Annotated in this window: 13 protein-coding genes; 9 read left to right on the forward strand and 4 right to left on the reverse strand. The window is 42.4% G+C overall.

The window, feature by feature from the left end; all coding sequences use genetic code 11:
* The first annotated feature begins 52 nt into the window (after window positions 1-52).
* Window positions 53-415 carry a DUF1499 domain-containing protein gene (locus tag ACSQ2E_RS08405; RefSeq protein WP_435990122.1) on the forward strand — a complete coding sequence of 121 codons (363 nt, stop codon included), beginning with the start codon at window positions 53-55 and terminating at the stop codon, window positions 413-415.
* 34 nt (window positions 416-449) lie between these two features.
* Here the strand turns inward: ACSQ2E_RS08405 and ACSQ2E_RS08410 are convergent, their stop codons facing one another.
* Window positions 450-1,019, reverse strand: a complete 570-nt coding sequence (locus ACSQ2E_RS08410; RefSeq protein ID WP_435990123.1) for a hypothetical protein — start codon at window positions 1,017-1,019, stop codon at window positions 450-452.
* Window positions 1,020-1,452: 433 nt separating this feature from the next.
* On the opposite strand from ACSQ2E_RS08410, the gene ACSQ2E_RS08415 reads away from it, so the two are divergent.
* A complete protein-coding gene (locus tag ACSQ2E_RS08415; protein WP_435990124.1) occupies window positions 1,453-1,836 on the forward strand; it encodes a DUF4190 domain-containing protein in 384 nt (127 codons plus the stop codon).
* 87 nt (window positions 1,837-1,923) lie between these two features.
* On the opposite strand, the gene ispG is transcribed toward ACSQ2E_RS08415, so the two are convergent.
* Window positions 1,924-3,030, reverse strand: coding sequence for a flavodoxin-dependent (E)-4-hydroxy-3-methylbut-2-enyl-diphosphate synthase (ispG, locus tag ACSQ2E_RS08420; RefSeq protein WP_142245354.1), 1,107 nt, complete (start codon window positions 3,028-3,030; stop codon window positions 1,924-1,926).
* Window positions 3,031-3,153: 123 nt separating this feature from the next.
* Window positions 3,154-3,522 (reverse strand): hypothetical protein, encoded by a 369-nt coding sequence (locus tag ACSQ2E_RS08425; protein WP_435990125.1) that lies wholly within the window; start codon window positions 3,520-3,522, stop codon window positions 3,154-3,156.
* A gap of 58 nt (window positions 3,523-3,580) precedes the next feature.
* On the opposite strand from ACSQ2E_RS08425, the gene ACSQ2E_RS08430 reads away from it, so the two are divergent.
* On the forward strand, window positions 3,581-4,756 hold the full coding sequence (locus ACSQ2E_RS08430; RefSeq protein WP_435990126.1) for an MFS transporter: 1,176 nt from the start codon (window positions 3,581-3,583) through the stop codon (window positions 4,754-4,756).
* Between the two features lie 51 nt (window positions 4,757-4,807).
* Here ACSQ2E_RS08430 and ACSQ2E_RS08435 read toward each other — a convergent pair whose 3' ends face one another.
* A complete protein-coding gene (locus tag ACSQ2E_RS08435) occupies window positions 4,808-5,575 on the reverse strand; it encodes a DUF1189 domain-containing protein (protein WP_435990127.1) in 768 nt (255 codons plus the stop codon).
* Window positions 5,576-5,820: 245 nt separating this feature from the next.
* Here ACSQ2E_RS08435 and ACSQ2E_RS08440 point away from each other — a divergent pair, with 245 nt between their 5' ends.
* The 6 genes from ACSQ2E_RS08440 (at window position 5,821) to ACSQ2E_RS08465 (ending at window position 13,748) form a co-directional block, all read left to right on the forward strand.
* The gene (locus ACSQ2E_RS08440) at window positions 5,821-7,449 is read left to right on the forward strand and encodes a Na/Pi cotransporter family protein (protein WP_435990128.1); all 1,629 of its coding nucleotides are present in this window, start codon (window positions 5,821-5,823) and stop codon (window positions 7,447-7,449) included.
* Between the two features lie 71 nt (window positions 7,450-7,520).
* Window positions 7,521-8,000 (forward strand): DUF456 domain-containing protein, encoded by a 480-nt coding sequence (locus ACSQ2E_RS08445; RefSeq protein ID WP_435990129.1) that lies wholly within the window; start codon window positions 7,521-7,523, stop codon window positions 7,998-8,000.
* A 241-nt stretch (window positions 8,001-8,241) separates the two neighbouring features.
* Window positions 8,242-8,850: a superoxide dismutase SodA gene (gene sodA / locus ACSQ2E_RS08450; protein ID WP_435990130.1), complete on the forward strand. Its 609-nt coding sequence runs from the start codon at window positions 8,242-8,244 to the stop codon at window positions 8,848-8,850.
* A 106-nt stretch (window positions 8,851-8,956) separates the two neighbouring features.
* Window positions 8,957-10,171, forward strand: a complete 1,215-nt coding sequence (locus tag ACSQ2E_RS08455; RefSeq protein ID WP_435990131.1) for an MFS transporter — start codon at window positions 8,957-8,959, stop codon at window positions 10,169-10,171.
* Window positions 10,172-10,336: 165 nt separating this feature from the next.
* Window positions 10,337-12,529 carry a peptidoglycan D,D-transpeptidase FtsI family protein gene (locus ACSQ2E_RS08460; protein WP_435994466.1) on the forward strand — a complete coding sequence of 731 codons (2,193 nt, stop codon included), beginning with the start codon at window positions 10,337-10,339 and terminating at the stop codon, window positions 12,527-12,529.
* A 310-nt stretch (window positions 12,530-12,839) separates the two neighbouring features.
* Entirely contained in the window at window positions 12,840-13,748 is a 909-nt protein-coding gene (locus tag ACSQ2E_RS08465; RefSeq protein ID WP_435990132.1) for a phosphate ABC transporter substrate-binding protein, read from the forward strand.
* The last annotated feature ends 64 nt before the right edge of the window (window positions 13,749-13,812 follow it).

The raw sequence follows: 13,812 nt of genomic DNA on the forward strand, positions 1-13,812 counted from the left end.
GCGTAAAGGAGGGGAAAAATAGGTATATAGAAGGAATAGAGGAGATGTAGCCATGGAATCGGTCCCTTTCACACACTGCCCCACCAATAAAAAAAACTGCGTGAGTACGATAGACCTTACGTCTTACCACAGGATTGCACCCCTTCCCGTAAGCGGGGAAGTAGCAGATGCGAAAGCAAGGATACACCAGACACTGAATCAATTTGATCATGTGGAAATCAAGGAAGAAAGGACGCATTATGTGCATGCCGTCTTCACTTCCAAGTGGATGAAATTCAAGGATGACCTGGAGCTTTTTATTGATGAAAGTACCCATCTTTTGCATTTTAAGTCGGGTTCACGCCTTGGGTATTATGATTTCAAAGTGAATCGAAGGCGCGTGGAACGATTTAAATCCTTGTTTAAAAAGGCATAGAAAAGAGCCTCAGAATCGAGGCTCTTTTCTATGATCAACGTTGTTGCAACAGCCAGTTTTGTACCCAGGAATCCGCTTCCTTCCAGTCATTCACTCGAATGACTCCATCAGGGATCGGTTTTTGATTATAAGGCGTGTTAAATAACAAAACCGGGATGGATAACTCTTCGGATATCGCCACTGCATTATCATGTTTATCTTCGAAGAAAATGTCGACTGCATGTTTTTTAGCAGTGGATATTTTATCGTGAGAACCGATCAATTCAATATGGTGATACATAAGGTCCTGAGCATCGAACCATTCCTTCGTAATATCGATGAGGTCGGTTCTTCTTGCACTGATAAAGTAAAGTTCGTGCTCCTCTTTCCATTGATCCAGGATCGTTTTTGCGCCGGGAGCAAGGGGAGATTCTTTGTAGATGAGCGGTTCTGCTTCTTTAAACCATTTTCCAAAGGTTTGGGGTGATATGTCCAAAACCTTTGTCAGTTCGTATTGGGTGATGTCTTGTAAGGTTAAATTCAATTGAAAATGATCATTTATGTGAGGCAGTAAAGATTCAGGTGACGTAACTGTCCCATCAATATCGATTCCAAAACGTTTCATTCTTTATCATACTCCCCTTTATAAAAACTCCTTCAAGTCTATCACATTCCTGCCCTATTTGGCAGAGCGCTGAAATGAGATGCCTTATTTCTTTAAAGAGTACATGCTTCGAAAGTTGATTGGAGTGGAAGGTGCTCGACTCCTGCGGGAAATGCGGGAAAGTTGAGACCCCGCAGGGCAAAACCCGAGGAGGCTCAACTCACGCCCCGCGGAAAGCGAGCACCTGGAGCGGAAATCAACTATTACATGTTTCTGGAAAATACCAACATACATTACTAAATGAAGGATTACATAACAAATACCGAATACCAATGGTTCTGATATCAAGATGAAAATTTGATCATAACAAAAATGACAAAGATTAGCATAGTAAAATGGCTGAACTGACACACAATAAGAAGGCTCCCAAACACAGAAAGTGAGGGATTGCTGTATGAGTGATGAACGACGCGAATTAAACAGCGTTGATCGAAATCTTCAAGATATCGACGTATATTACGACAATCCGGAAACAGATGTGAGTAGAGATGATTACCGTGAAGAAACAGCAGCAGAAATTGCTGCTCCAATGAATGTGAGCCGCGGCTTTGAAGATGATGCCACTGAAGATGCGACAACATCAGGTCGCGTGTTAGGATACTCTGCACTTGCACTATCCATTCTTTCCTTATTTATTCTCCCGGTCATCATGGGAGCAGCGGGGATCGTCCTTGGGTTTGTGGCAAGACGCAGGGGAGCAGAGATGCTCGGTGCCTGGGCAATCGGAATTGGGGCCGTATCGATAATCGTAGGATTATTTGTACTGCCGTTCTTTTAAACTAAATCGTTTTTCTTGAAATTGGGAGCGTTTCAGGAAACTAAAAAAGAGGGCTGATCATTGATCAGTCCTCTTTCATTCACAGGGTTAGACTTGCTCCTGCTCTTTCTTTTCGGCTTCCTGCTTTGCGAAGTATTCTTCCGCAATCTTGTCAATTTCTTTCTTTAATTCTTCTACCATGGTCTCTTCAGGTACTTTACGGACGGTTTTTCCCTTACGGAATAGGAGTCCTTCCCCTCTGGCACCGGCAATACCGATGTCAGCCTCTCTGGCTTCACCAGGTCCATTCACTGCACATCCCAGCACAGCGACCTTGATCGGTGCTTTAATCGTGGAAATGTATTCTTCCACTTCATTGGCGATTGAAATCAGGTCGATTTCGATACGGCCGCAAGTCGGGCACGAAATCAATGTAGCTGCATTTGCCGCCAATCCAAATGACTTCAATAATTCTCTTGCCACTTTCACTTCTTCGACGGGATCCGCACTCAAGGAAATCCGTACCGTGTTACCTATCCCAAGACTCAGGATGGCTCCAAGGCCAGCGGCACTTTTTACGGTACCTGCAAACAGAGTCCCTGATTCTGTGATTCCGAGGTGAAGCGGGTAGTCGAATGCTTTCGCAGCTTTCGTGTAAGCCTCGATGGCTAAATTCACGTCAGAGGCTTTCATGGATACGATGATGTCATGGAAATCGAGGTCTTCAAGGATTTTAATATGATGAAGGGCACTTTCCACCATTCCATCAGCTGTAGGGTATCCGTATTTTTCAAGGATTTTTCTTTCCAGGCTCCCTGCGTTCACTCCGATTCGAATCGGGATGCCTTTTTCTTTTGCTGCCTTGACTACTGCCTCGACTTTTTCACGGCGTCCGATATTCCCTGGATTGATCCGGATTTTATCAGCTCCGCCTTCAATGGCTTTTAGGGCTAATTTATAGTCAAAATGTATATCGACAACAAGCGGGATGTTGATTTGCTTCTTAATATCAGCAATGGCGTCGGCTGCACGTTCATCCGGGCATGCGACACGTACGACCTGGCATCCTGCTTCTTCCAGACGGTGAATTTCTTTAACCGTTGCTTCAACATCATGCGTTTTGGTCGTGGTCATACTTTGGATGACCACTTCGTTATTACCGCCGATCGTTAAATTTCCTACTTTGACAGGACGTGTTTTTGTACGATGTATAATTTCACTCAAGTGTAATTCGCTCCTTTAGAAAGGTTCTCAAAGTTTCATTATAAGTAATACGAAGCTATTGTAACAGTGTTTTGTGTAAAATGACAAGAAATAGGTGTTTATTACATGGCCAAGTCATTGATAATTCGGTATTTTATAGGTTTTCCCTATTTGGATCTTGGCCGGGGAGACATCATTCAATTCTTCAAAGTCGGTGATCACCTGGTCGATGGAAACGGGAATGGATCCATCAATAAGATCTTCCACAAGGCTCAATACGGTATCGCCCGGTTTCACTTCCATTTCTACATAAGAAAGGGATGAGGGATCTTCTTCTCTTTTAACAGGTTCTTGAGGTTGTTCCCTTTGATTCCCATTCACCAGGGGCTCGGAGGTGGCGACGATCGCTTCTTTATACAGCAGACGTAACGTCCCCTTATTTAAATCATAATAAACACTGTATAGAAGAATGATAATACCAAAGAAAATTGCCATTCGTTTCATCTATATTTCCTCCCGATTAGTGTGATGTCTGAATGGACCCATGAAGGAGTTGTGTGATATGAGAGAGAAGCTTCTCCCATTTGTGATCGGTTTACTGCCCATACTGATGGTACTCGGGAATTCCATGCTGATTCCCATTCTTCCTGACATTGAAGCAGATTTGGATTTAGGGGGCAGATGGTCCGGATTCATTTTAAGTTCATTCACAATCCCAGCAGCTTTGGTGATACCCTTTGCAGGGATATTGTCTGATCGCTATGGGCGTAAACGGTTAATCAGCATTTCTTTATGGATTATGGTTCTTGGAAGTATACTGTGTATCTTTAATGGAAATGTCATTGGCCTCTTTATGTTCGGCAGAGGACTGCAAGGTGTTGGTGCAGCTGGGACGATGCCTCTCGCTATGGCATTGATCGGTGATCTTTATCAGGGGGAGGAGCGCTCAAGGATGCTTGGTTCATTGGAGGTATTCAATGGTATCGGCAAAGTGGCAGCTCCACTTATTGGTGCCACCCTCGCCCAACTTGTTCTTTGGGATCAGTCTTTTTGGGTGTTCCCGGTAATTTCTTTAGTGATCTTAGTCGGTCTGCGCCATACAGTTGATTCAAAAAAAGGTGTTCGAAAATTGGATGTGAAAGCATTCATCCCCGTTTTTTTATCAAAGGGAAGGCTGCTGATCCCTCTCTATGTCATCGGGGGAACGGGCTTATTTTTATTATTCGGCATTCTCTTCTATCTTTCCTACCATATTGAAAATACTTTTCATATTGATGGGTTTTTCAAAGGGTTTTCGTTCATTTTCCCTCTTGGTGCGATGACGATCTGTTCGTATTGGTGCGGAAAAAGATTGAAGACCGATGAGGAATTGGGTTGGACCTATTTGAAATGTGGGCTAATCACGATGAGCATCCCTTTAGGATTATTGATCTTTTTTTCTTCATTGGGATCTTTGATGCTTTTTCTCACCATAAGCTTTGGGGGATTAGGGTTGATTCTTCCTGTCATCAATACGTTCATTACGGGAAGCGTATCTGAACAAGAAAGGGGGATGGTCGTCAGTCTTTATGGTGCTGTAAGATTCGGAGGTGTGGCTTTGGGCCCTGTTGCCTTCGGCGTGTGGAGGCAGGATCCGACACATATGTATATCATCACATTTGGATTCACATTGATGAATATCCTCCTATTTGCATTTCTTGCTATACGGACAAAAGGGGAGGTCCGTACTGAAATCTAATAGACCGTTCAACGAACAAAAGTCCCCGTCAAGTGGAAACGGGGACTTTGTTTAATGGCGTATTTTCCTTTGAGGGATTTCCTTCACTACTAAATACAGGATGACGGTAATGACAAACCAGTCCAATATTGGAGCAGCGGGGATCCTGGTTTGTAATAATTCCATTAGGGTAAAAAATACGGTAGAAACCGAAGCCGCATAAGCAGTGATGCGAAAGCTTTGGCGGTATTGTACATTTCGTTTCAGGATATTTGCAAAAGTAACACCGATGATGGCGAAAATGGTTACTTTTAAGAATGTCATTCCGGAGGTGAACACATAAAGAATGCTTAATGCCACAGGGATCAATATCCATTTCAGATCGTTGAGTGAATTCAGGATGTCGAGTAACTCATCCTTTGTTACAGTGCTGTCACCAAACAATGTATAGGATGAGGACTGAACATGTCCCTGGCTTATGACCACAAAGTCATTCTTAAGGAAGGCAACCGTATTTTCATTCCTGTCAAGGTTTCCTTCTTTCATTTGACCAGTATCATCCAAGATGATGGTGATGCCATCTTTCTCGAGGGTCACGGGTTCAGACTGATCAGATGATAAGGTGCCATTCTCGATTGAAAACGATGGCAGTTCTTTATCCAGAATTAATGTATCAAGGGCATTGGTTGCGAACGATACAAATTGTATAGCTACAGGAATGATGGATATAAGAGCAAGCAAAAAAATGAAACGGATCGTCTTACCGATTCCCTGGAAACGGAATTTTGCAATATCTTTTGGGGAATAGATACTTTTATACAATTGCTGAAATACATTCATTTAAATTTTTTCTCCTTTCGTGCATACCCTATCTATTTTAAGCTTGTCTTCATGCTTCATCAAGTATGGACCCTGGTAATAATTTATAATTAATATCGTTTGTAATGTAAATGTAATAAAAGTCGACTTTTATTAACCTATTGTAAATTCGGGGCGAAAAGTATTTACGTATGCCCCGTAATATATTAAAAATGATATGGGGTTTTTGTTGTTTAATGTCGAAAATATATGTAGGGGTTGAAAAAATGGAATTAAATTGGCAGGAAATGTTGTTTCAGTTCTTTGGAGGACTAGGTATTTTCCTCTTTGGGATAAAGTATATGGGGGATGGCCTTCAGAAGTCAGCGGGTGAACGCCTTAAGGAAATCCTGGATAAGTTCACGACCAATCCGTTCATGGGAGTTTTGGCGGGTGTTTTTGTTACAGTCTTGATCCAGTCGAGTAGTGGTACGACGGTCATCGTGGTCGGACTGGTAAGTGCAGGTTTCATGACCCTCAGACAAGCAATCGGTGTCATCATGGGTGCCAATATCGGTACGACGGTGACAGCCTTCATCATTGGTGTTGACATTGGGGAGTATGCCCTTCCGATTATTGCCGTAGGTACCATCCTGTTATTCTTCTTCAAGAATAAAAAAGTCCATAATCTTGGACAAATGATCTTTGGCTTCGGTGCCTTATTCTACGGGCTCGAATTAATGGGTGGAGGAATGAAACCTTTACGCTCATTGGAAGCATTCCATGATTTGACCGTTAGCATGAGTGATAATCCGATTCTTGGAGTGGTCGTGGGGACATTGTTTACAGTGGTTGTACAAAGTTCTTCTGCAACGATTGGTATCCTTCAGGAGCTGTATAGTTCCAATCTCGTTGACCTACAGGCGGGACTGCCGATTTTATTCGGTGATAACATCGGGACAACCATCACAGCGGTATTGGCTGCACTGGGTGCATCAGTCGCTGCCAGGCGTGCTGCGGCGGTACATGTACTATTTAACTTAATTGGAACAACCTTATTCTTGATCATATTGCCGTTCTTTTCAAAGTTTGTCATCTTTCTACAAACTACATTCAACCTGAATGAGCCAATGACCATTGCATTCGCTCATGGTACTTTCAATATAACGAATACCATCATTCAATTTCCTTTCATCGCTGTATTGGCGCTGATTGTAACGAAGTTGATACCGGGTCAGGACTCGATCGTTGATTATAATTCTAAACATCTGGATCCTGTATTCATCGAACAATCGCCATCCATTGCGTTAGGCCAGGCGAAAGAAGAAGTTCTCCGCATGGGAACATTTGCCGTTAAAGGATTACAGGAAACAAATGAGTTCTTAAAGACAAAGAGCTCGAAAAATTCAGAGGCAGCTTATCAAATAGAAGGCGCCATCAATAATCTTGATAAGAAAATCACGAATTATCTTGTTGATCTATCATCTGCTTCGCTTTCGGAATCTGAATCTGAGCGTCATTCGATCCTGATGGATACAGTTCGGGATATTGAGCGGGTGGGTGATCATTTTGAAAACATTGTTGAGTTGGTTGAATACCAACAAGCCAATAAAGTGAAAATCACGGATGATGCCATGTCCGATCTTGAAGTCATGTTCAATCTGACAATTGAAACAGTGGAAAAAGCGATCAAATCTTTGGATTTGAACGACACTGAAATTGCAAGAGAAGTGGCTGAGAAGGAAGATCAAATCGATAAAATGGAACGTAAGCTCCGCAAACAGCATATCCTGCGTTTGAACGAAGGAAAATGTTCGGGACAAGCTGGTATCGTATACGTAGATATCATCAGTAATCTAGAACGTATCGGGGATCATGCCGTCAATATTGCTGAAGCAGTATTGGGAGTAGAATAAGTTTCTTTCCTGACCTCTTTGGAATTTGTCAAAGGGGTCAGTTTTTTTTATACTCAAAAGGGGGTGTTAACGTGGACATCGTTTATTGGAGTATCATTATCATACTCATGATTTTATCGTTTGTCGGGCTTGTGTACCCGATTTTGCCGAGTGTCGTTTTCTTAATGGGAAGCTTTCTGCTCTATGGGGTGTTTTTCAGCTTTGAACCATTCAGCTGGTTGTTCTGGACTGTGCAGATCCTGTTTGTTGCCCTCTTGTTCGGTGCCGATTATATGGCGAACCTGATCGGTGTCAAAAAATTCGGAGGCACGAAGGCAGGAATATGGGGAAGCACCATCGGACTGCTCATTGGTCCATTTGTCATTCCAGTCATAGGGATTATAATCGGACCTTTCCTTGGCGCCGTCATAGGTGAGTGGGTCGTACATCGATCCAATCTAAAGACAGCAGTTAAAGTGGGGATAGGATCCGTGATAGGCTTCATCTCAAGCGTATTCACAAAAGGATGCATTCAAATGGTCATGGCCATCTATTTCTTTTGGGTTATTTAATCTGCTATTTTCAGACTACAGGGGTAAGTATATAAGAAATCAACTACTTCTCGCTAATCAAAAATGACAAAATAATATCCCAATGACTAGTCAGCAGAAAAGAGGGGCATTTTATCCTTGTAAGAAAAAATTGAGAGATTGAAGGCAAAATATTTGAACAGATATAGTAGTTTTGGTAATCTTATACTGAAACGGCCTGAATATAGCTATTCAGGAAACTATACATAGGGAGGAATTTATAATGGCTTACGAATTACCGCAATTACCTTACGCATATGATGCATTAGAACCTCATATCGACAAGGAAACAATGAACATTCACCACACAAAACACCATAACGCATATGTGACGAAAGTAAATGATGCACTTCAAGGACACGACGATTTATTAAGCAAATCCATTGAAGATCTTGTTTCTAACTTAGACGCTGTTCCTGAAGGTGCTCGTACTGCAGTTCGCAATAATGGTGGCGGTCACGCTAATCACTCTCTATTCTGGACGGTATTATCACCGAATGGTGGAGGCGCTCCATCTGGAGAGTTAGCAGATGCCATCTCTTCCAAGTTCGGAAGCTTCGATTCATTTAAAGAAGAATTCGCAAATGCTGCTGCAACTCGCTTTGGCTCAGGCTGGGCTTGGCTTGTAGTAAACAACGGTGAATTGGAAATAACAAGTACACCAAACCAGGACAGTCCTTTAATGGAAGGGAAAACTCCTGTCTTAGGTCTTGATGTTTGGGAGCATGCTTACTACCTGAACTATCAAAACCGTCGTCCTGATTACATCAGTTCATTCTGGAACGTTGTAAACTGGGATGAAGTAGCGAAGCGTTATTCAGCTGCTAAGTAATTTTATTCATACAGGAAGAGAGGTTCTTTCAGGAACCTCTCTTTTTTTTGTATAAGTTTCTTCCCTTTTTCACAAGATAGGGGTACGTTAAAGGGGAGTTTTACACATGAGCAGCTTTAAAAAGATACTAGGTGACATTGATTTAACGAAAGATCTGACTTTGCTCCTGTTGATCGGGGGATTATACTCTTTGAGTATTGCCCTCTCGAACACATTCGTGAACATATACTTATGGAAACAGTCAGGTGAATTCATTGATTTGGGTGTTTATAATTTAACCGTTGTCATCTTTCAGCCTCTTACATTTATTTTAGCTGGAAGGTTGGCAAAGAAAGTGGACCGGGTGATTGTATTACGCTTCGGTGTTATTTTTTTGGCTCTCTTTTACATATCCGTATTGGCATTCGGAGAATCGGCAGAAGATTATCTTGTCGTGTTGGGAGCATTACTTGGGATCGGCTATGGTTTCTACTGGTTAGCCTTCAATGTGTTGACTTTCGAAATCACCGAACCTGAAACAAGGGATTTCTTCAATGGCTTCCTTGGTACCCTGACTTCCGCCGGGGGAATGATCGGACCGATCCTCGCCGGTTTCATCATTTCAAGGTTTGCTTCCTTTAAGGGGTATACCATTGTATTCGGAATCTCTCTTTTGCTTTTTTTCATCGCGGTTATTATGAGCTTCTTTCTTAAGAGGAGGCCGGCATCCGGACGTTATCTATTCCTCAGGATCTTGGAGGAAAGAAAGCACAATCACAATTGGCGCTTCATCACAAATGCCCACTTTTTCCAGGGGCTGAGGGAAGGAACCTTCATCTTTATCATTTCGGTGTTTGTCTTCATCAGTACGGGAAGTGAATTTGCCATTGGTACCTTTGGCTTGATCAACTCAGGCATTGCCTTTGTAGGGTATTATATCGCTTCCCGGGTCATAAAGAAAAACCTGAGAAAACGTGCTATTCTTTTAGGTGGAATCCTCCTGTATCTTGCCATATTCCTGATTGTATTTGATGTTACGTATACGAAATTATTGCTTTATGCTGGTGTCATTGCCAGTGCCTACCCCATCCTGCTGGTCCCTTATATCTCTATGACATATGATGTGATCGGTACGGGATGGAACGCGGCTGAAATGAGAATCGAGTACATTGTGGTCAGGGAAATCTTCTTGAATCTGGGAAGGATCGTCTCTGTACTTGCTTTCATCGTAGCCGTGACTTTCTTTAATCAGGAAGAGAGCATCCCGATACTCCTATTGATACTAGGGGCAGGGCATACATTGATTTATTTGTTTGTACGGAAAGTCGTGCTGCCTTTATAAGGGACTTAATACAAAGAGAGGGAAAGATTTCCTCTCTTTACTTATGGCTAGATTATCCTTGAAATTTTCTATAAAATAAAGGGATAGGATAAAGATGATTCTGTTCCCTCCTTGTTAGATGTCCAATCAACCAGGAACGAAACAAGAGCACAGAGAGATTTTTACATAGAGGAAGGGTTGGAAGACTTGAAAAGAAATAAGAGAAAAAGAAAGACGCATGTTCCCGTCAGGATGAATTTGCTGTTTTTTGCCGTGTTCTTATTATTTTCCCTTCTTGTACTTAGACTTGGACTTGTTCAGATCGTGAATGGGGAGAGCTATAAAAAAGAAGTGGATAGAACGGAAGATGTCGTGGTCAATACAGGTGTGCCACGTGGGAAAATGTATGACCGTTACGGGAATGTGATCGTCGATAATATTCCGCTGAATGCCGTCACGTATACACGGGCAAACAATACCAAGATCGATGAAATGATCGAAGTTGCGTCCAAACTATCCAGGTTCATCGAAAAAGATACGGGAGACGTGACTGAGCGGGACAAGAAGGATTATTGGATCATCAAGCATCCTGAAGCAGCCGGTGCAAAAGTCTCGGCCGGGGAAGTCAAAAAGCTCCAAAGCAATGAAGAACTGTCTGAAGATGACATGAATAAAAAAGTGTATCAAATGAGACTCGACCGGATTTCCGAGAAAGAGCTTGATTCACTCACAGAAAATGACCTTGAGATCATCGCCATTTACCGTGAGTTCTCCAGTGGTTATGCGCTTAATCCACAGATTGTGAAGAATGAAGGAGTCACTCCGGAGGAATTCGCAACGGTCAGTGAGCATCTGAGTGAACTACCAGGTGTCAACACGACGACAGATTGGAAGCGTTCCTATGTATTTGATAATACGTTACGAACCATTTTAGGGAACGTGTCCTCTTCAAGGGAAGGATTGCCAAAGAATTTGGTGGATTCCTATTTAGCTCAGGATTATAATCGGAATGATCGCGTAGGTAAGAGCTATGTAGAACTTGAATATGAAGATGTTCTTCAAGGAAAAAAGGAACAAATCAAGAACGTAACCAAAGGAGGAAGTGTACTGGAATCGGTCCTTGTGCAACAAGGACAGCGAGGCAAGGATATCGTCCTTACCATCGATATGGAACTCCAGCGTGAAATCGAAAAAATAATCGAAGAAGAATTAAGTAAACAGATTGTTCATCGGGACGCATCTCCAGACCTGGATCGGGCGTATGTCGTCATGATTGACCCGAATACCGGGGAGATCCTGGCGATGGCTGGTAAACAATATGTCAAGAATTCTGAAACGGGCAAGTACGAAATGCGTGACGCTGCACTTGGAACCTTTACATCTTCCTATGAAGTGGGTTCCGTTGTGAAAGGCGCTACGGTATTAACTGGATATATGACCGGTAAATTGACGCCGGGTGAGGTTCTGATTGATGAACCATTAAGAATCAAAGGGACTAAACCGAAAACATCCTGGTTCAATAAATACCAGCAAATCCCGATGACCGATTTATACGCATTGGAGAAGTCCTCCAACGCCTACATGTGGAAGGTTGCCCTGAAAATTGCCGGTGGCCGGTATGTACCGAATGAGCCGATTGTGAACAACCCGGAAGCGTTCGATGTGTTCAGAAATCACTACGCTCAATTTGGTTTAGGCGTCCCGACAGGCATCGATCTGCCCGGGGAATCGGCCGGTCTGACAGGAACCAAGACAGATCCCGGTTTCTTACTGGATTTGGCGATCGGTCAGTTTGATACGTACACAACCATGCAGCTGGCACAATATGTTTCCACCATCGCGAATGACGGATATCGTGTACAGCCGCACATTATGAAGGAAATAAGGGAACCGACCAATGAAAAGGAAAGCCTTGGCCCCATCCTTTTCGAGAAAGAGACGAATGTACTGAATCGAATTGATGCGACGCAGGAACAGATCAAACATGTTCAAAAAGGTTTCTATCGTGTTTATCATAACCCTGAAGGAACGGGTTACTTATTTCATGACGCACCTTATAATGCAGCGGGGAAATCCGGTACAGCTGAGACGTATATAGACGGGGAACTGAGTTATAACACCACGTTGATTGGATATGCGCCTTACGATAATCCTGAGGTGGCGTATGCCACTGTGGTGCCGGCCTCTCATATCCAGGCAAGCGGCGTGGCCGATCCATATGTGAATAAGTACATCTCAAGACGGGTGATGGATAAGTACTTTGAATTAAAGAAGAAGCGTGCGGAAGAAGAGAAAGATCCCACTTCAGTAAACAAGAAAGTCGAGAACGCGGAAGAGGCAGAAGAGCAAATGCAGAAGGAAAGAGAACAGAATAACTAATTAAAAAAGCTGATCCATGGGAAATTTGTTCCATGAATCAGCTTTTTTTATTGTGAATGATCACATGAAACCGTGAATCGGTTTAATAAATTCATCAAACATAGACATTTTTTAATGGCCGTACATAATTCATCGATCATTACACAATACTAGTGTCAATAAGGGTTTTAAGCTTTTATGAACCGCGGAATCATGAAAGGGAATGTCGAATTTACAAAACCTTTACAATCGATTAAAACACCATTAACACTCATCTATTAATCTAGTACTCGTAGGACAAAACAACCAATATTCTAGGGGGAATTAAAGAATGAAGAACTTCAAGAAATACGGACTGCTTTTAATCATCGCAACGCTCGTAGCATTTGCCGCTGCATGTGGGAATGGAAGCAGCACAGATGAAAATGCTGGAGACGACAAAAAAGGTTCAGAAACAGCTGGCTCAATCGTAGTTTCAGGTTCTTCTGCAATGCAACCACTTGTTGCAGCAGCTGCTGAAGAATTCATGGCAGAAAATCCGGATGCAGATATCCAAGTGAACGCTGGAGGATCTGGTACAGGATTATCCCAAGTTTCTGAAGGATCCGTTCAAATCGGTAACTCGGATGTATTCGCTGAAGAAAAAGAAGGAATCCCGGCGGACGAGTTAGTTGACCATAAAGTAGCGGTAGTTGGTATGACTGCTGCAGTTAATCCTAATGTTGGTATTGAAGACATTTCTAAAGAAGATCTTAAAAAAGTATTCACTGGTGAAATCAAGAATTGGAAAGAACTTGGTGGTAAAGATCAAAAGATCACTCTTGTAAACCGTCCGGATTCTTCTGGTACACGTGCTACATTCGTTAAGTTTGGTCTTGATGGAGAAACACCTGCTGAAGGAATCACGGAAGATTCATCAAACACTGTAAAGAAAATCATCAATGAGACTGATGGAGCCATCGGCTACCTTGCATTCTCATACTTCACGGATGACAGCGTGACTCCACTATCAATCGATGGTGTTAAAGCAACTGACGAAAATGTTCAAAAAGGTGATTTCCCAATTTGGGCTTATCAACATTCTTACACTAAAGGGGAAGCTGAAGGTTTAGCTAAAACATTCCTTGATTATATGATGAGTAAAGATGTTCAAACTGGATTACTGAAAGATCAAGGTTACATCGCTGCCACAAAAATGGAAGTAGAGCGTGACGCTGAAGGGAAACAAACGAAAAAGTAAAGATGATGCAATTAAATAAATTGATAGGGTAGATGCTTGAAGGCATTTACCCTATTATCTCGTA

The sequence above is a fragment of the Rossellomorea sp. LjRoot5 genome, from assembly GCF_964253455.1.
Taxonomy (GTDB): Bacteria; Bacillota; Bacilli; order Bacillales; family Bacillaceae_B; genus Rossellomorea.